20 protein-coding genes, 1 tRNA gene and 1 pseudogene are annotated in these 15871 nt (G+C 59.1%); 6 read left to right on the top strand and 16 right to left on the bottom strand.

Features of this window, described 5'->3' with window-relative positions; translation table 11 throughout:
- Window position 1 precedes the first annotated feature (1 nt).
- The 4 genes from IPI80_RS17580 to IPI80_RS17565 are packed head-to-tail and all read left to right on the top strand — an operon-like array spanning window position 2 to window position 3188.
- On the top strand, window positions 2-958 hold the full coding sequence (locus IPI80_RS17580) for a Gfo/Idh/MocA family oxidoreductase (RefSeq protein ID WP_413862416.1): 957 nt from the start codon (window positions 2-4) through the stop codon (window positions 956-958).
- Window positions 959-962: 4 nt separating this feature from the next.
- Entirely contained in the window at window positions 963-1961 is a 999-nt protein-coding gene (locus IPI80_RS17575; protein ID WP_413862415.1) for an aldo/keto reductase, read from the top strand.
- A 17-nt stretch (window positions 1962-1978) separates the two neighbouring features.
- The gene (locus IPI80_RS17570; protein ID WP_413862414.1) at window positions 1979-2326 is read left to right on the top strand and encodes a protocatechuate 4,5-dioxygenase subunit alpha; all 348 of its coding nucleotides are present in this window, start codon (window positions 1979-1981) and stop codon (window positions 2324-2326) included.
- Window positions 2327-2339: 13 nt separating this feature from the next.
- The gene (locus IPI80_RS17565) at window positions 2340-3188 is read left to right on the top strand and encodes a class III extradiol dioxygenase family protein (protein WP_413862413.1); all 849 of its coding nucleotides are present in this window, start codon (window positions 2340-2342) and stop codon (window positions 3186-3188) included.
- Here IPI80_RS17565 and IPI80_RS17560 read toward each other — a convergent pair.
- The 13 genes and pseudogenes from IPI80_RS17560 to ccmA all read right to left on the bottom strand — a co-directional run bounded on the left by IPI80_RS17560 (window position 3185) and on the right by ccmA (window position 12298).
- Window positions 3185-3919, bottom strand: a complete 735-nt coding sequence (locus IPI80_RS17560) for a hypothetical protein (RefSeq protein ID WP_413862412.1) — start codon at window positions 3917-3919, stop codon at window positions 3185-3187. The genes IPI80_RS17565 and IPI80_RS17560 overlap by 4 nt on opposite strands.
- On the bottom strand, window positions 3916-4611 hold the full coding sequence (locus IPI80_RS17555; RefSeq protein WP_413862411.1) for a hypothetical protein: 696 nt from the start codon (window positions 4609-4611) through the stop codon (window positions 3916-3918). Before IPI80_RS17555 ends, IPI80_RS17560 begins: the two co-directional genes overlap by 4 nt.
- 293 nt (window positions 4612-4904) lie before the next feature.
- Window positions 4905-5081, bottom strand: a pseudogene (locus tag IPI80_RS17550) (CreA family protein); the annotation flags it as partial.
- 96 nt (window positions 5082-5177) lie between these two features.
- Window positions 5178-5252: transfer RNA gene (locus tag IPI80_RS17545), tRNA-Arg, on the bottom strand.
- A gap of 185 nt (window positions 5253-5437) precedes the next feature.
- Entirely contained in the window at window positions 5438-6655 is a 1218-nt protein-coding gene (gene ccmI / locus IPI80_RS17540; protein WP_413862409.1) for a c-type cytochrome biogenesis protein CcmI, read from the bottom strand.
- Window positions 6652-7113 (bottom strand): cytochrome c-type biogenesis protein, encoded by a 462-nt coding sequence (locus IPI80_RS17535; RefSeq protein ID WP_413862407.1) that lies wholly within the window; start codon window positions 7111-7113, stop codon window positions 6652-6654. The genes ccmI and IPI80_RS17535 overlap by 4 nt, the downstream gene beginning before the upstream one ends.
- On the bottom strand, window positions 7110-7640 hold the full coding sequence (locus IPI80_RS17530) for a DsbE family thiol:disulfide interchange protein (RefSeq protein ID WP_413862405.1): 531 nt from the start codon (window positions 7638-7640) through the stop codon (window positions 7110-7112). The genes IPI80_RS17535 and IPI80_RS17530 overlap by 4 nt, the downstream gene beginning before the upstream one ends.
- Window positions 7637-9601 carry a heme lyase CcmF/NrfE family subunit gene (locus tag IPI80_RS17525; protein WP_413862403.1) on the bottom strand — a complete coding sequence of 655 codons (1965 nt, stop codon included), beginning with the start codon at window positions 9599-9601 and terminating at the stop codon, window positions 7637-7639. Before IPI80_RS17525 ends, IPI80_RS17530 begins: the two co-directional genes overlap by 4 nt.
- Window positions 9598-10038 (bottom strand): cytochrome c maturation protein CcmE, encoded by a 441-nt coding sequence (gene ccmE, locus IPI80_RS17520; RefSeq protein WP_413862401.1) that lies wholly within the window; start codon window positions 10036-10038, stop codon window positions 9598-9600. Before ccmE ends, IPI80_RS17525 begins: the two co-directional genes overlap by 4 nt.
- Window positions 10035-10223: a heme exporter protein CcmD gene (gene ccmD / locus IPI80_RS17515; protein WP_413862399.1), complete on the bottom strand. Its 189-nt coding sequence runs from the start codon at window positions 10221-10223 to the stop codon at window positions 10035-10037. The genes ccmE and ccmD overlap by 4 nt, the downstream gene beginning before the upstream one ends.
- Window positions 10220-10954 (bottom strand): heme ABC transporter permease CcmC, encoded by a 735-nt coding sequence (gene ccmC, locus IPI80_RS17510; RefSeq protein WP_413862397.1) that lies wholly within the window; start codon window positions 10952-10954, stop codon window positions 10220-10222. Before ccmC ends, ccmD begins: the two co-directional genes overlap by 4 nt.
- A gap of 11 nt (window positions 10955-10965) precedes the next feature.
- Window positions 10966-11631: a heme exporter protein CcmB gene (gene ccmB / locus IPI80_RS17505; RefSeq protein ID WP_413862395.1), complete on the bottom strand. Its 666-nt coding sequence runs from the start codon at window positions 11629-11631 to the stop codon at window positions 10966-10968.
- A gap of 61 nt (window positions 11632-11692) precedes the next feature.
- The gene (ccmA, locus tag IPI80_RS17500; RefSeq protein ID WP_413862393.1) at window positions 11693-12298 is read right to left on the bottom strand and encodes a cytochrome c biogenesis heme-transporting ATPase CcmA; all 606 of its coding nucleotides are present in this window, start codon (window positions 12296-12298) and stop codon (window positions 11693-11695) included.
- Between the two features lie 202 nt (window positions 12299-12500).
- Here ccmA and IPI80_RS17495 point away from each other — a divergent pair, with 202 nt between their 5' ends.
- The gene (locus tag IPI80_RS17495; protein WP_413862392.1) at window positions 12501-13019 is read left to right on the top strand and encodes a c-type cytochrome; all 519 of its coding nucleotides are present in this window, start codon (window positions 12501-12503) and stop codon (window positions 13017-13019) included.
- Between the two features lie 104 nt (window positions 13020-13123).
- Here the strand turns inward: IPI80_RS17495 and IPI80_RS17490 are convergent, their stop codons facing one another.
- The 3 genes from IPI80_RS17490 to IPI80_RS17480 are packed head-to-tail and all read right to left on the bottom strand — an operon-like array spanning window position 13124 to window position 15159.
- On the bottom strand, window positions 13124-13675 hold the full coding sequence (locus IPI80_RS17490; RefSeq protein ID WP_413862390.1) for a DUF2946 family protein: 552 nt from the start codon (window positions 13673-13675) through the stop codon (window positions 13124-13126).
- The gene (locus tag IPI80_RS17485; RefSeq protein ID WP_413862388.1) at window positions 13668-14663 is read right to left on the bottom strand and encodes a YheT family hydrolase; all 996 of its coding nucleotides are present in this window, start codon (window positions 14661-14663) and stop codon (window positions 13668-13670) included. The genes IPI80_RS17490 and IPI80_RS17485 overlap by 8 nt, the downstream gene beginning before the upstream one ends.
- Window positions 14664-14706: 43 nt before the next feature.
- A complete protein-coding gene (locus IPI80_RS17480; RefSeq protein ID WP_413862386.1) occupies window positions 14707-15159 on the bottom strand; it encodes a YybH family protein in 453 nt (150 codons plus the stop codon).
- A 118-nt stretch (window positions 15160-15277) separates the two neighbouring features.
- Between IPI80_RS17480 and IPI80_RS17475 the strand changes: the two genes are divergently transcribed.
- Window positions 15278-15871 carry a LemA family protein gene (locus tag IPI80_RS17475; protein ID WP_413862384.1) on the top strand — a complete coding sequence of 198 codons (594 nt, stop codon included), beginning with the start codon at window positions 15278-15280 and terminating at the stop codon, window positions 15869-15871.

Raw genomic sequence — 15871 nt, 5'->3', positions numbered from 1 at the left:
TATGAGCAAGACCATCAAAGTCGCCCTGGCCGGTGCCGGCGCCTTCGGCATCAAGCACCTGGACGGCATCCGCAACATTGACGGCGTTGAAGTCGTCTCGCTGGTCAGCCGCGATCTGGACAAAACGAAGGAAGTGGCGGCGAAGTACGGCATTGGCCACGTCACCACCGAGCTCTCCGACAGCCTGGCCCTGCCCGAAGTGGACGCGGTCATCCTGTGCACACCCACGCAGATGCATGCCGCGCAAACTATTGCCTGCCTGAAAGCCGACAAGCACGTGCAGGTGGAAATCCCGCTGGCCGACACGCTTCAAGGCGCTCGCGATGTGGTGACGCTGCAGCAGCAAACCGGGCTGGTTGCCATGTGTGGCCACACCCGGCGCTTTAACCCCAGCCACCAGTACGTCCACCAGCAAATCCAGGCCGGTGCATTCAACATCCAGCAGATGGATGTGCAAACCTATTTCTTCCGCCGCACCAACATGAACGCACTGGGCCAGGCCAGGTCCTGGACCGACCACCTGCTGTGGCACCACGCAGCCCACACGGTGGACTTGTTCGCCTACCAGTGCGGCAGCCCCATCGTCAAGGCGAACGCGGTGCAGGGCCCCATCCACCCCGTCCTGGGGATTGCCATGGACATGAGCATTCAGCTCAAAGCAGCCAATGGCGCCATTTGCACGCTGTCACTTAGCTTTAACAACGACGGTCCGCTGGGCACCTTCTTCCGTTACATCGGCGACACCGCCACCTACATTGCCCGCTACGACGACCTGTTCAATGGCAAAGAGGAAAAAATCGATGTCAGCAGGGTGGATGTGTCCATGAATGGCATTGAGCTGCAAGACCGCGAGTTCTTCTCCGCCATCCGCGAAGGCCGCCAGCCCAATAGCAGCGTAGCCGGTGTGCTGGCCTGCTACGAAGTGCTGCACGACCTGGAACAGCAGTTGAAAGACTAAAGCCATGCAGACCCGCGCACTCGGAACGTTCCAGGTCAGCGCCATTGGCCTGGGCTGCATGAACCTGGACCATGCCTACGGACCGGCCACCAGCGAACTGGACGGCGAACGCGTGCTGCTGGGCGCGCTTGACGCCGGCTACACCCACCTGGATACCGCCACGTTGTATGGCGGTGGCAAGAACGAAGAGCGCATCGGCCGCGTGCTGGCCAGGCACCGCCAACGCTTTGTGCTGGCCAGCAAGTGCGGCATGGCCATCATCCCGGTGGAGGGTAAACCCACCCGGGTGATTGATGGCCGCCCCGAGACGCTGCGCCGTGAGTGCGAAGCCAGTCTGCGCCGACTCAAAACGGATGTCATTGACCTCTACTACCTGCACCGCTGGGATAAAAAGGTGCCCATTGAGGACAGCGTGGGTGCCCTGAGCGACCTGGTGCGCAAGGGCATGATCCGTGGCATTGGTCTGAGCGAGGTATCTGCCCCCACCCTGCGCCGCGCCCACGAGGTGCACCCGATTGCCGCACTGCAGACAGAATACTCCTTGTGGTCACGCAACGCCGAGATTGCCGTGCTGGACGCCTGCCGTGAACTGGGTGTGGCCTTTGTGGCCTTCAGCCCGCTGGCGCGCGCCTACCTGTGTGGCGGGCTGAACGATGTTGGTGCCCTGGACATCAAGGATATTCGTCGCGCCATGCCACGCTTTGGGCCAGGGCACTATGACGCCAACCTCCAACTGTTGCCAGCCTACCGATTATTGGCACAGGAAGCTGGCTGTAGCCCCGCCCAACTGGCGCTGGCCTGGTTGCTGCACAAAGCGCCGCACGCCATCCCCATTCCCGGCACCACCAACGTGGCGCACCTGCTGGAGAACGCTGCAGCAGCCGATGTGGATCTGAATCCGGATCTGATAGCGCGACTCGATGCGCTGATCAACCAGAAAACCGTGTCCGGCCCACGCTACGACGTGCAGGCGACCGGCGAAGTGGACACCGAAGATTTTTGACCCCAGGAGACCATGACATGACAAAACCACTACCCAAAATTCCCGGCACTACGCCGTTCGATGGCGAGCAGGCCCGCAAGGGCTACGCACTGAACAAAATGTGCTTTTCCTTCAACTCGGCAGAGAACCGCGCCGCGTTCAAGCAAGACGAAGAAGCCTATATGCGCCAGTACGGCCTGAACCAACAGCAGGCCGACGCCATTCGCGCCCGCAACGTGCTGCAACTCCTGGCCGCGGGTGGCAACGCCTACTACCTGGCCAAGTTTGCAGGCATATTCGGTCTGGACATGCAGGACATTGGCGCCCAGCAAACCGGCATGACCAAAGACGCATTCAAAGCCAAACTCGTGGCCGCAGGACACTAAAAAGGAATACACCATGGCACAACTCATTGGCGGCCTCGGCACGTCCCACATTCCCGCCATCGGCAGCGCTATCCACAAGGGCCTGCAACAAGACCCCTACTGGAAACCGTTCTTTGACGGCTTCCCTCCCATTCAGGCGTGGCTGAAGGAGAAGAAGCCCGATGTGCTCGTACTGTTTTACAACGACCACGGCCTGAACTTCTTTCTGGACAAAATGCCCACCTTTGCCGTGGGCGCTGCCCCCGAATACCACAACGCGGACGAAGGCTGGGGCATTCCCACCCTGCCACCCTTCAAGGGTGATCTGGACCTGTCCTGGCACATCATCAATACGCTGGTGGAGAAGGAATTCGACATCGTGACCTGCCAGGAAATGCTGGTGGACCACGCCTGCTCCCTGCCACTCAAGTTATTCTGGCCTGAGGGAGATTGCCCGGTAACCGTTGTGCCGATTTGCATCAACACCGTGCAGTTCCCATTGCCCAAGCCAGGGCGCGTTTACGCCATGGGCAAGGCCGTGGGTGAGGCTATCCAATCCTGGGACAGCAGCAAGAAAGTGGCCGTTCTGGCATCCGGCGGCCTGAGTCATCAGCTGGACGGTGAGCGCGCCGGCTTCATCAATAAAGCGTTTGACCTGCAGTTTCTGGACAGCCTGGAAAGCAACCCTGAATGGGCAACGCAATTCAGTGTGCACGAGTTGGTGGAGAAGACTGGAACCCAGGGTGTTGAGCTACTCATGTGGCTGGCCATGCGTGGCGCGCTGGCTTCTGGCGGCGGCTCCAAAGTGCGACGGGTGACCGGCAATTACCATATTCCAATCTCCAACACGGCCACTGCCGCTCTGGTGCTGGAAGTAGCTTAACGCTCCGCCTTGAGGAACACGGCAATACCGTCATGATCCCCCGTCCCCCGGGATGGTTGATTCAGGATTTCATTGCCCATCGCGACGAATGAAACGATGGAGTAGCCCGCTTGGGTGACCATGCCGTGGGCATATGCATCGCGGGAACGGTTCATAGACTCATAGGCGTGCTTGACCTTTGCGGTCGGCTCGACGACCTCGCGGCTAAACGCCCCGATGAATAACCAGCCTTCGGGGAGTTGATGGGGACCGAATATGCGGCCATGGTTGTTGGACAGCACAAAGGGTTCATCTGAAAAGGCATCGCCCAGCCCTACTGGCAATTCCGGATAGACCCAATCGTCGATGATCCCGCCATAGCCCGATGAGTGACCGCTGCGAACCAGAAAATGGGCTGCCGCACTGGCACGGATCAGGCGATCATGCGCTTCGATCGCGGTTTTGGCGATTGGGTCCAAAATAATGACATTGATCGGCTCAAAGACCTCTTTGCCGTCAACCGGCTGGCCCAACCAGTTGGCCACCCGCCCGGACGGCGCAATCATCCACTTGCTGATGGCTGGAACCAGGCCATGGGCAGTGGTGGTATCCAGCGCCAGCTCCACCGGCACGGGCAATGGGTACTCAGCCGCAACCGGTTGCGGCGCCTTGGTGCAGCCCACCAATCCAACGAGTGCGGTCACCAGTACCACACTGAGAACCAATCGGCTGATGGAGATTGCCACGGTCATGCTGCAGACTTTGCCAGCCGCTCAATCACCGCCATGGAATGCCCATAGTGGTAGGCGATTTGCGCATCGGTGTATCGGTCGCCTTCACCCACCGGACAGTTGTTGCGCGCCAGGCATCGGTCACGGCAGGCAGATTGGGGTTGCTGCCGGTAGCCAAGACAGGCGCTCAAATTGAAGCTGCCGCTCAATGCCCCCGCCGGGCAACTACTCACGCACGGACGCGCCACACATGACTCGCACGGTGAATGCCCCGTCAATAGCGGCGTGCAGGGCAAGTCCGCATCAAGCAATACCGCAGCACGGTAGGCGAACCAACTACCCCATTGCGCGTTAATGCCCACCATGAAGGGCGACGGGTGATGCCAGCCAGCCAGTGTGCCCAGCTGCTGCAGGCCAATGAACTGCGGACCAGGGTAAACAACATGAAATCGCGCCTTGGGCATGTGACGCCGAAGCCATGCAGTGATGTGTTTGCGAGAAAACGTGTCGATGGGGTCTTCACCCGCCATCTCTGCTGACTTCAATTGTTGCCACAACGCGCCGCCGTAATTTCCAACCAGCAAAAGCTGACGAAAGGGGGCGATTGAATCGACGGACAATGTGGCGCGCACATCCGCTGGCAAGTCCTGCACATCAAAAACAGCCTGAAGATTCAGGCCATGGGCATCCAGATCAGCAAAGGGTGTTGTCATAGCGATTTGAAGGGGCATCCTAACCCCCGTATCATTTGTCCACGTGCTACTCCGCGCAAATGTGGGCAGCCCACCGGTGCGCCGCGGCCCATACCAAGACACCAATTTCACCATGACACCTGCCCAACAGCGATTGCACAAAAGAATCAATTGGCTTCGGCCGTACACGCGGGCCGCAGCATCGTTTTCAATATCGACAGCAGGATGGCTGCCTGAAGGAATACGGAACTTGCCGCTGAAGGTGATCAAACGGATCATTGCACGGTACCAAAAGAATTTGAATTCCGGCTGAGCTACTTCAACGGAATCTTCTGATCGCGGCTGATGGGAACTGCTGTCCCACTGTTTTGTGGTGGTCCTTCAATAAGCCTGTCGGAGTAGGTCTGGTAGATCAACGCATTGCGCTTGGCGTCAACCATACGCCCAACCCGAAGCTTCTTGAAGAGGATGGACAGGCGATCGGAACACACTTGTGCTTCTTGTGGCAACGCAGCGCTGCCAGCAGGGCGAGTAAGTACGGAAAGTTATGAATGCAAAGGTCCTGTGGACCACCGTTTGGGTCCGACTGGTGCGACCGTCAGGAATCGAACCTGAAACGAAGGCTTCGGAGGCCTTAATGATATCCGTTTCACCACGGTCGCAGAGGTGGTCATTGTAATCTGCAATGCAGCCTGGACTAGGGACCGGTCTGCATATCCACGCCGAACATCTGTATCGTTTTGGAGCCAGAAGAACGCTTGAGCAAGGTTGCTCTATCGTCTGAAAAGCAATGTGTGCCAGCCAACCATCTAAAACAATTCGCAAAAGGTCGGCCCTGGCATTCGATTTACTGCCTAACAGCGTTGACTTGCAGGGCGATCCCACTGGCCCCCACCTTGACGGTCTGGACCGCCGACATTAAATCTCCCGGTTCGGGCTGGGCCATGCCAGATTTGGAGATGCGCGCTTCCACATCCACCTGGCTTGCCAAAGAGATTTTGGCCTGCGGACTCATGGACAGCGAATCATCCAGCGTGAATGTCAGCGGCAGGTCGGAAACGCGTGCGCGCACAACCGCAACTGGCATGCGGCTGCCAGGCGCCCGCGCGATGACCATCACGGTGTCGCCGGGGGCGGCCTTGTCCTTGAGTGCAGGATCCAGATCCACCTTGCCACTGACACTGGCACCGGTCGCAGCAGTCACTGGGGCCTTACTTGTCGGACTACCCTTGGGTGCCGTTTTGCCCAGTGCCGTATAGGCTGCATTAATCGACTCCTGCAGCATGTTGGAGTCTTCCGAGTCGGGTTCCAATTGTTTCGTCAATCGCTCCCAACTCCGGATAGCCGCCTCATACTGCTGACCCCGGAACGCAGCCGTCCCATCCAACCACAAGGCCATGCCATTGTCCGGGTCAGCCTTCAGGGCCTTTTGGATCAACTGGGAGGGCTTGCCGGCAAAGTTGCCATTGGCGTTGGTGGCTGCCAAATCGGCATAGACGGCCAGCAGTTGAGCGTCGTTGTCCAAAAAGGCACCAGCGCGATCGAAAGCCTGCTCGGCCTCTTTGTTGCGCCCCAACATTTTGTAGGAGCGCGCCAGCATGGACCATCCTTGCAAATTACCGGGATCCTGCTCCAGCTTGGCGGCCAACCCCTCCACCAGGCGCTCCATATCCTGGGCCGATACTTTGTGCTGCGGGCCACTGGGGGCCTGCATCGCCGCAGGGCTGCCCAACATCACGTACAGACCAATCGCGGCCACTGGCAAAAGCAACCCGAGCGCCACAATGGTTTTGCGGGGTGTGCGGTTGACCAAGGTGGCATCGCCTTCACGCGTATCCTCGATCACGCTACGCTGAAGCTCGTCGCGCGCTTGCGTATAGTCCGCCTCGGCCAGCATGTTCTCGGCGCGATCGCGCTCCAGCCGTGCCAACTGGTCACGGTAAATGGCCGTATTCAACTGGCGGCGTGATACGCCGGCACTTGATGTTTTCAACAGGAATGGCCTGAACAACAATGCCAGTACCAGCACTACCGCCAGTGCACCGGCAACCCAAAATCCCATCATTTTTCGCCTTCCTGGAGCAGCGCGGCCACGCGCTGGCGCTCTTCATCGGTCAATACTTCGGGTGCCATGGCCGCGCTGCGCCGGCGCAAGTACCTGAAAAGTGCAAATACGCCAATAACCATCAGACCAAACGGGCCCGCCCAAAGCAGCCACGTCGTGGGTTTGACCGGCGGCCGGTAGAGAACGAAGTCTCCGTAGCGGCTGACCATGAATTCCTTGATCTGGTCATCCGTCTTGCCCTGCTTGATTAGCTCCCGCAGTTCGCGCCGCAAATCCATGGCCAAGTCGGCACGGGAGCCAGCCAGCGATTCGTTCTGGCACACCAGGCATCGCATCTCTTCAGAAATTGCGATGAGACGTTGTTCAACCACAGGGTCGTCGGCCAACAAGGTAGCTTGCTTGGCCCACGCCCCACCGCTGGACAGCAGGACCAGTACCAATGCGTACAGGTATTTCACGATTTGTTCAGCTCTTTGATAAGGGGGATGATCGTCTTCTGCAAGGCCTCATCCGTGATGGGACCGGTGTGCTTGTACCGAATCATGCCGGCCTTGTCGATCAGGTAACTCTCAGGCACGCCATAGACGCCATAGTCGATGCCCACGCGGCCATCGCCATCAAACGCGATCAGGTCGTAGGGGTTGCCACTGCGCCGAATAACATTCATGGCATCTTTACGCTGATCCCGGTAATCCAACCCCACGATGGGAATCATCCGTGAACGGGAAAACTCCATCAGCACTGGGTGCTCCTCGCGGCAAGCCACACACCACGACGCCCATACGTTAAACAACCAGACCTTGCCTTTGAGGTCTTCGGGTGAAAACTGCAATTCGGGTTGCTCCAATTGGCTAATCTTGAACGCGGGTGCCGGCTTGTTGACCAGCGGAGATGGCACGTCACGCGGGTCCAACCCCAGCCCTACGGCCAGGAACATAACCAGAACCACAAACAGGCCCAAAGGGACCAGGAACTTGGCTTTCATGGTGTGGCGCCCTTCAGCCCGCCCGCCATGTCTGTAGCATTTGCCACCGTGGCTTTGACGCGCAGACGGTAACGCTTATCGGCAACTGCAAAGACACCGCCCAAGGCCATCAACAAGCAGCCGCCCCAAATCCAATCCACAAACGGTTTGAAATACACCCGCACCGCCCAGGCCTTGCCCTCCAGCGGCTCACCCAGGGAAACGTACACATCCCGCGTGAACCCAGCATCAATGGCTGCTTCGGTCATGGGCATGGTGGACGAGGCGTAATTGCGTTTCTCGGGCAGAAGGGTCTGGACCGCGCCACCCTTGGCCGATTGCACTTCAAACTCACCGCGTGCGGCGGTGTAGTTGGGCCCCGCCACATCCGTGACACCCAGCATCTTGAATTGGTAGCCACCCACCGTGACCGTGTCGCCCGGCTCCATACGCACGTCCTGTTCTTGCTGGTAGCCGCCGACCATCGTCACGCCAAACACAAACACCGCTATACCAAAGTGCCCCAGGTGCATGCCCCAGAAAGACGCTGGCGGAAGGCTGCTTTTGAGACGCCGTGCGATCTGAATCACCCCTGACGATGCAATCCACACCGACAGGAATACACCCAGGCCCGTCAGCACCGTCCAGCCACCCATCACAACCGGCACCAACGCACCCGCAATCACCGCCAATGCAGCGGGAATCCACATGCGCAGTGCAATTTCCTTGATGTCGGTGTTTTTCCAGCGCGCAAGCGGCACCGCCGCCATCAGGAACAACACCGGCGTCATGACGGGAACGAACACTGCGTTGAAATACGGTGGGCCGACGGAGATTTTGCCCAGCTTCAAGGCGTCAATGAGCAGCGGGTACAAAGTACCCAGCAGCACCGAGGCACAGGCCACCACCAGCAGCACATTGCCCGTTAGAAACAGGGATTCGCGGGAGATCAACGCAAACGAACCACCCAGTGCGACTTTGGGCGCACGCCAGGCAAACAGCAAAAGCGATGAGCCCACCACCAGCACCAACAGAATCAGGATAAAGATGCCGCGCCGTGGGTCAGTGGCAAAAGCATGCACCGAGGTCAACACCCCCGAGCGAACCAGGAAGGTGCCCAACAGCGAGAGCGAGAACGCCCCAATTGCCAGCAACACGGTCCAGCTCTTGAAGCTGCCGCGCTTCTCGGTCACCGCCAGGGAATGCAACAAGGCCGTACCCAGCAGCCATGGCATGAACGAGGCGTTCTCCACCGGGTCCCAGAACCACCAGCCGCCCCAGCCCAGTTCGTAATAGGCCCACCACGAGCCCAAGGCAATTCCCAGTGTGAGGAAAACCCAGGCTGCCGTGGTCCAGGGCCGCGACCAACGCGCCCAAGCGGCATCCAGGCGACCCGACAACAGCGCTGCAATGGCAAAGGCGAAGGCCACGGCGAAGCCCACATAGCCCATGTACAGCATGGGCGGATGAAACACCAGACCTGGGTCCTGCAATAGTGGGTTCAGGTCACGCCCATTTTCCGCAGCCGGCAACAAACGGTTGAAGGGGTTGGAGGTAAACAGAATGAAGAGCAACAGACCCGACATGACGAGCCCCAAAACACCCAGAACCCGCGCAACCATGGTCTCGTCCAAGGTACGGGAAAAGAAGGCTACCGCAACAGCCCAGGCGGAAAGCATGAAAACCCACAGCAACAGCGAGCCTTCATGGCCACCCCACACTGCACCAAAGCGGTAGACCGTAGGCAATTGCGAGTTGGAATGCTCGGCTACGTACAGCACCGAGAAGTCGTTGACATAAAAGCTCCAGGCCAGGGCAGCAAAAGATGCCGCCAACAGCAAGAAGGACGCTTGCGCGGCGGGGCGTGACAGTACGATCCATTCACGCCGTGCATACTGGGCGCCAAACAGCGGCAACGTGCCCTGAACCAGGGAAACGCACAGCGCCAGGATGAGGGCGAGATGTCCGAGTTCGGGAATCATGGTTTATTTGCCTCTTGGGATTTTTGGGCCTTGTCCAAAGCATCCTTTGCCTCGGGTGGCATGTAATTTTCGTCGTGCTTGGCAAGTACTTCAGTGGCCACGTACTCGCCCTCTGTCACCTGCTTGACCTGAACCACAGCGCCCTTGCCTTCCTTGAACAGGTCAGGCAGGATGCCAGTGTAGGCTACTGGAATGTCCTTCACCATGTCGGTCATGACAAAGTGCACGGTGAGGTTGTCACGGCGCAAAGAACCTTCTTTGACCAGTCCGCCGATGCGAAACGCTTGCAACTTGGGGGCCTTACCGGCAAACACATCGCTGGGTGTGACATACAGGGCGATATTGCTGTTGAGTGCATTCAGGACCAGTGCTGCGGCAATCCCCAGCGCCGCCAATCCGCCGCCAATAATGGCCGCGCGTTTTTTCCAGCGTTTCACTTGTTTTCCAATTCCAATTTTTCAGCCAGCACCTGGCGGCGCAAAGTTCGGACAATGTCCTTATGACGCCTGCCAATCAGGAAAGGTTCCGCGACAAAGGCCAATGCGCACACGCCAAAGCTGCCCCATACGTAAAGTGCATAACCACCCATGGCAAAAAATTCGCTGGCGGAATTCCAGTTCATGGCTTCACCTCGCTCAATTGCTTGACCCATTCGGTGTGAGATTCGCGCTCCAGGATGATGGCCCGCACACGGGTCAAGGCCATGACGATGGAATACATCCACAGGCACAGCGCCATCAGCAACATGCCCCAGAGCATGGTCATGGCCATGGAGGGGGACTTGTTGATGGATACAGACGCCCCTTGGTGCAGGGTGTTCCACCATTTGACCGAAAAATAAATGATAGGCACATTCACGACACCCACCAAGGCCACGATGGCACCGGCCTTGTCGGCGCGGCGGGGGTCATCAATCGACGCCTGTAGCGACATAAAACCCAGGTACAGGAAGAACAGGATCAACTCGGAGGTCAAACGTGCATCCCACACCCACCAGGTACCCCACATAGGTTTGCCCCAAAAGGCCCCGGTCCACAGCGACAAAAACGCCATCAGCGCACCAGTGGGTGCCAGCGCTTGGGCCATCATGCTCGAAAGGCGGGCATTGAGTGACAACCCCATCGCCGCCCAACCCGCCATGATGAGATAGATAAACATGGACATCCACGACGTGGGCACGTGGATGAAGATGATGCGGTAGCCTTCGCCCTGCGTGGCGTCGGTGGGAGCCACAAAAAAGCTCAGCCACAGACCCGCCGCGCCAAACAGAACCGTTAGTACCCAAAACAAGGGGATCAACTTGCCCGCCAGCGGGTAAAAGGTCGCCGGGCTGGCAAATTTGAACCAGTTCATCAGTCGGTTGCTCATTCCAATGCAATCCTCAAGGCGGCCGTGGCGGCCCACGGCGCAAAAAACAGGGCCAGCGTCAGTAAGGCCGCCAGCAGGGACAGGTGCCCGCCGGCGCCCAAGCCAGAAACATGTGACTCTACCGCACCGGCGCCAAAAATCAGCGCTGGCACATACAAAGGCAGTACCAGCAGGCTTAGTAATACACCACCACCGCGTACGCCCAGCGTCAGCGCCGCGCCAATGGCGCCAATCAGCGACAACAGGGGCGTGCCCAGCAGCAAGGCCAACACCAGCACGCCCAATGCACTGGCGTCCAGGTCAAACTGGATGCCCAGAACCGGCGCAATCAGCACCAGTGGTAGCCCACTGACCAGCCAGTGCGCTGCCACCTTGCCAAGCACCAGCACCACCAGCGGCGTGGGTGAAATAGCCATCTGCTCCAGTGTTCCGTCCGCGTAGTCCGCTGCAAACATACGCTGCAGACCCAACATCGTGGCCAGCAATGCACCCACCCACAGAACGCCGGGCGCAATCTTGCGCAGCAAGGCGGGCTCCGGCCCGATACCCAGCGGAAACAGGCTGCTGACAATGACAAAGAAGAAGAGTGCCGTGAGCACCTCGCTCTTGCGGCGCATGACCATCAACAGGTCACGTTGCATGATGGCAAGCAATGCGTTCATTGGGAAACCTCCGCGCTTCGCACTGTGGTGCGAGCTGGCTCGGGGCGGCCCGACACGGCGCTCATAGCTGAATCACCCGTCCGCCCGGGATGGGCATGGTCTGGTGGCTGGTCAGCACGGCCATACCGCCGCCGGCCACGTGGTCGGAGATCAGGTTGGCCAGCAGGTCCACAGCCTTCACGTCCAACGCAGTAAAGGGTTCGTCCAGCACCCACAGCTTGGCTTTGCGTATGGCCAAGCGCGCCAGCATGACGCGCCGTTTTTGACCGGCGGAAAGCACCCGCACGGGCAGCTCTTCCCGGCCCTTGAGCCCAAATTTGTACAGGGCTGCCAGCGCCTCACCATCCCGGTAGGCAATGCCGTCCATGGCGGCGGAAAAACCCAGATTTTCCATGGCGGTGAGGTCTTCCTTGAGCGCGCCGTGGTGGCCGAAGTACAGCAGGTTTTGACGATACGGAGAGTCTGAATCCCGGATGGATTGCCCGCACCAGCGAATCTCGCCTTCGGCCGGCTGGGACAGCCCCGCCAACAGCCGCAGCAAGCTGGTCTTGCCGGCACCGTTTTCGCCGCGCACATGCAACCACTCGCCCGCATCCACCGACAGATCCAGTTGGGCAAACAAGCGCCGATCACCGCGCACGCAGGTTAGACCATGTGCACTCAGCATGAAACGAAAAGGAAGGTCAATTGGGACAAAGCCGCTTCGGCCTGAGCCGATGCGCCCTTCTATAGGAGGCAAGTACCTTGATTGTAATCATGTGGGCGTGCGCGAAGCCCACCCGCCAGGGGGGTCTACGGCCCGTTTCAACAAGGCGGGTCGCTATAATCGCCGCACCTTTCGCGCCCGCACCCGACTATTTGAGGAAACCATGAGCGACATCAACACCTCCAGCCACGAAGAGGCACACACCGGCCCTATTAAAAATCCCAAGCAATTGCTGCAGGCTGTGGGGCTTTCCTTTGTGATTCCCATTTTTTTGATCATCGGTTTGGTGTACTTTGTCACTTCGGGCAACAAGCCCGAGGCTGGCGCCGTCAACCTGGAGCAGGCTGTGACCGCCCGCATCCAAAAGGTGGGCACCGTGGAAATTCGCAATGCCAACCGGGAAATGCGTACGGGCGAGCAAGTGTTTGGTGCCGTCTGCACCGCTTGCCACACGACCGGCGTGGCGGGTGCACCCAAGTTTGGTGATACCGCCGCTTGGGCACCCCGCATCAAGACCGGTTTTGATTCTTTGTTGAACTCTGCTCTCAAGGGCAAAAACGCCATGGCCCCCCAGGGCGGCGGCGAATACGACGACTTTGAAATTGCCCGTGCCGTGGTCTATATGGCAAACAAAGGTGGTGCCAAGTTCCCAGAACCGGTAAAGGCCGCACCTGCCAAGTAGACTGGTTTCCAGCAGAACCCCAAAGCCGGTTTCACAGCCGGCTTTTTTTGTCTAGCGCTTTGTATGGAATTGGGTTCTAGCCCTCGTGGAATAAGTCTGAGTAGCTATGATTTGTGTAGTGGTTGACTGCTTTGCGCCGGGCTGACGATGTAGCCGTAACGCGTGGGCAGTTCGGCCCGAAGCACATCCGACTGAGCCCACACGCCCAACTCCAGCGCCTTGGCCGCCAGCCCCATGTCCTGGGTGTGAACCAGCCCTAAGCCCAAGTGCGTTTCCAGAAACAACCAGCCCCGCTCGTCCACCAAAGCCTGAGTGCAAGGTGTGTCCAAACCGGTATGGGACTGCACCGACAGATCTTCCTGAACTCGCCAGATCCAGGGTGCGACCTCCAACTCCACATAAACCCGTTGCGGCCCGTTCTGGAAGAACCAGCGCCCCTGTGCGTCGGCCTGGTAGTTGCGCTGAATGAAGGCGATCAGCTTGTCGTGCACCAAACGTGAACCCTTGGCACCCGTTACCCCGCTGGCAAATGCGCCCAACGCCTGCACGCGGTCGTCCCGCATGTACCAATCGCCCCGTGCGTCGAGGCCCAGCCAGCCATAACAATCCGGCACGTTGGGCCACTTGGCCATGGCCTGCTTGACGATGTCATCCATAGCAATGCTCCCGTGAAGGGTGAGTGTGTTGCAACAGCCACCCACCCACTGCGTCGGGCACGGTGCGCAAGTGACCAGGCATGCGGCCCTGCGCAAAGCCGATATGCCCTCCGTGGGCGGGTTGCCACAGTGTGACATGACTGCCGACATCACTTTGGGTTGGCAGGCAGGCAGCCGGCACAAACGGGTCGTTTCGGGCATTCACCACCAGCGCCGGAACACGAATCTGGCGCAAATGCGGTTTGGCTGAGGCCCGTTGCCAGTAGTCGTCAGTATTGCGAAACCCATGCAGGGGAGCGGTGAACACGTTGTCAAACTCATACAAGTTGCGGGCCCGCAGCAGTGCGTCCCGGTCAAATAACCCCGGATGCTGGTCCAGCTTGCGCAGGGCCTTGGGTTTCATGGTGTTGAGGAACATGCGGGTGTAAACCAGCCGATTGAATCCCGCGCCAATGGCATGGCCACCGGCCGCCAGGTCAATCGGCGCACTGACCGCAGCCACGGCGGATACCACCTGTGCGGCGGCTGTGCCCAGCTCCTGCGCCCAACGCAACAAAGCGTTACCGCCCAGTGAGACACCCACCGCCACGATGGGGCCTGCGTGGCTTTGGCGAAACCGCTGCAGCACCCAACCGATTTCTGCGTGGTCGCCCGAGTGGTAGGCCCGTGGCGCCAAGTTAAGTTCACCGCTGCAGCCGCGAAAGTGCGGTACTGCGTAGGCCAATCCGTGTTCTCGGGCAAAGTCGGCAAAGGCCAGGGCATAGTGGCTGGCTGAAGAGCCTTCCAGGCCGTGGAACAAGACCAACAGGGGGCCCCCATTGGGGCCAGCATCGCCCAAATAGTCGACGTCGATAAAGTCCGAGTCGGGTGTGGTCCAGCGCTCACGCCGGTAGCGCGGGAGCGCGCCCTTTACCTTGCGGGCGTACAACGCGCTCCAGATAGTTTGCAGATTGCCCCCCGGCAGCCAGCGTGGTGCTACATATTTCATAGCTACTTACGTAATATTCACGAGGGCTAGCATGCGATTTTGTTCAATGCAGCACCTGGGGAGTCTGGTTGACTTCCTGAATCTCGTCTTGGGTGCCGGGGCTGGCGTGGTGGGCCACCAAGCGCCAACCATGCGACGTGTGGTGATAAACGTTGGTCGCCAGGACATAGGCTTTTGCCGGACCTTCACTGGTCAAAACCTCGATCCGTTCCAGTACATGGTGCACGGCGCTGGCCAAAGAGTCGACGCGGCGTATGGCCTCGGGGTGGACATGGATGGATCCCTCGTGGGCAAAGATGGCGTCAAAGGCAGCACGAATGGCGCCAGCGCCTACGATCCGCGGTCCACCAGGATGGATGCAGACGATGTCATCGTCCTCGGCCCAGCAGGACATTAATTTTTCGATGTCCGCCGATTGCAGCGCCTCGTAGAAAGAGGCTTCCACCTCATCGGGTGTACCGCCGAAGGCGGCCGCGTGCGCACGGGCTTTGGGCATGGATCTGCTGGGTTGGGGAGAAGCTGCCATTTTGCCGGGTTTTTTGGCGGCATGCCGTGAGGATGATTTCCCATGGAACCCTTCGCACTGTATGCTGTACCCCTGCAACTGTTTGGAGATGACTATGCGAGCTTGGGTAATGGCTTTATTGGCGACATTGGCGCTGTCGGGCTGCGGGTACAACGATTTTCAACGACTGGACGAACAGACCAAGTCGGCCTGGAGCGAAGTGCTCAACCAATACCAACGCCGAGCGGACCTGGTGCCCAACATTGTGGCCACCGTCAAGGGTGAAGCCAATTTTGAGCAGGAAACGCTGACCAAGGTGGTGGAGGCGCGTGCCAAAGCCACATCGATACAGGTGACGCCAGAGACACTGAACAACCCCGAGGCCTTCAAAAAATTCCAGGCGGCGCAAGGTGAGCTGGGTAGTGCACTCAGCCGCCTGATGGTGGTAAGTGAGCGCTACCCCGACCTCAAAGCCAACAAAGGTTTTAGCGACCTACGGGTCCAGCTGGAGGGTACCGAAAACCGCATCACGGTGGCCCGCAACCGCTACATCCAATCGGTTCAGGAGTACAACGTGCTGGCACGCAGTTTTCCCAGCAACTTGACCGCGATGGTCTTCAGCTACCAGCCCAAACCTGCGTTTGCCGTGCAAAACGAGGCAGCCATCAGCGCGCCCCCGGTCGTTGATTTCACCAAGAAGTAA

Source organism: Candidatus Aalborgicola defluviihabitans, assembly GCF_016705985.1.
Lineage (GTDB): Bacteria > Pseudomonadota > Gammaproteobacteria > Burkholderiales > Burkholderiaceae_C > Allorhodoferax > Allorhodoferax defluviihabitans.
This window is presented reverse-complemented; position numbering and strand designations above follow the sequence as displayed.

Coding starts and splice junctions, on each gene's coding strand:
- IPI80_RS17580 (WP_413862416.1), top strand. CDS start 2: ATGAGCAAGACCATCAAAGTCGCCCTGGCCGGTGCCGGCGCCTTCGGC.
- IPI80_RS17575 (WP_413862415.1), top strand. CDS start 963: ATGCAGACCCGCGCACTCGGAACGTTCCAGGTCAGCGCCATTGGCCTG.
- IPI80_RS17570 (WP_413862414.1), top strand. CDS start 1,979: ATGACAAAACCACTACCCAAAATTCCCGGCACTACGCCGTTCGATGGC.
- IPI80_RS17565 (WP_413862413.1), top strand. CDS start 2,340: ATGGCACAACTCATTGGCGGCCTCGGCACGTCCCACATTCCCGCCATC.
- IPI80_RS17560 (WP_413862412.1), bottom strand. CDS start 3,919: ATGACCGTGGCAATCTCCATCAGCCGATTGGTTCTCAGTGTGGTACTG.
- IPI80_RS17555 (WP_413862411.1), bottom strand. CDS start 4,611: ATGACAACACCCTTTGCTGATCTGGATGCCCATGGCCTGAATCTTCAG.
- ccmI (WP_413862409.1), bottom strand. CDS start 6,655: ATGATGGGATTTTGGGTTGCCGGTGCACTGGCGGTAGTGCTGGTACTG.
- IPI80_RS17530 (WP_413862405.1), bottom strand. CDS start 7,640: ATGAAAGCCAAGTTCCTGGTCCCTTTGGGCCTGTTTGTGGTTCTGGTT.
- IPI80_RS17525 (WP_413862403.1), bottom strand. CDS start 9,601: ATGATTCCCGAACTCGGACATCTCGCCCTCATCCTGGCGCTGTGCGTT.
- ccmD (WP_413862399.1), bottom strand. CDS start 10,223: ATGAACTGGAATTCCGCCAGCGAATTTTTTGCCATGGGTGGTTATGCA.
- ccmC (WP_413862397.1), bottom strand. CDS start 10,954: ATGAACTGGTTCAAATTTGCCAGCCCGGCGACCTTTTACCCGCTGGCG.
- ccmB (WP_413862395.1), bottom strand. CDS start 11,631: ATGAACGCATTGCTTGCCATCATGCAACGTGACCTGTTGATGGTCATG.
- ccmA (WP_413862393.1), bottom strand. CDS start 12,298: ATGCTGAGTGCACATGGTCTAACCTGCGTGCGCGGTGATCGGCGCTTG.
- IPI80_RS17495 (WP_413862392.1), top strand. CDS start 12,501: ATGAGCGACATCAACACCTCCAGCCACGAAGAGGCACACACCGGCCCT.
- IPI80_RS17490 (WP_413862390.1), bottom strand. CDS start 13,675: ATGGATGACATCGTCAAGCAGGCCATGGCCAAGTGGCCCAACGTGCCG.
- IPI80_RS17485 (WP_413862388.1), bottom strand. CDS start 14,663: ATGAAATATGTAGCACCACGCTGGCTGCCGGGGGGCAATCTGCAAACT.
- IPI80_RS17480 (WP_413862386.1), bottom strand. CDS start 15,159: ATGCCCAAAGCCCGTGCGCACGCGGCCGCCTTCGGCGGTACACCCGAT.
- IPI80_RS17475 (WP_413862384.1), top strand. CDS start 15,278: ATGACTATGCGAGCTTGGGTAATGGCTTTATTGGCGACATTGGCGCTG.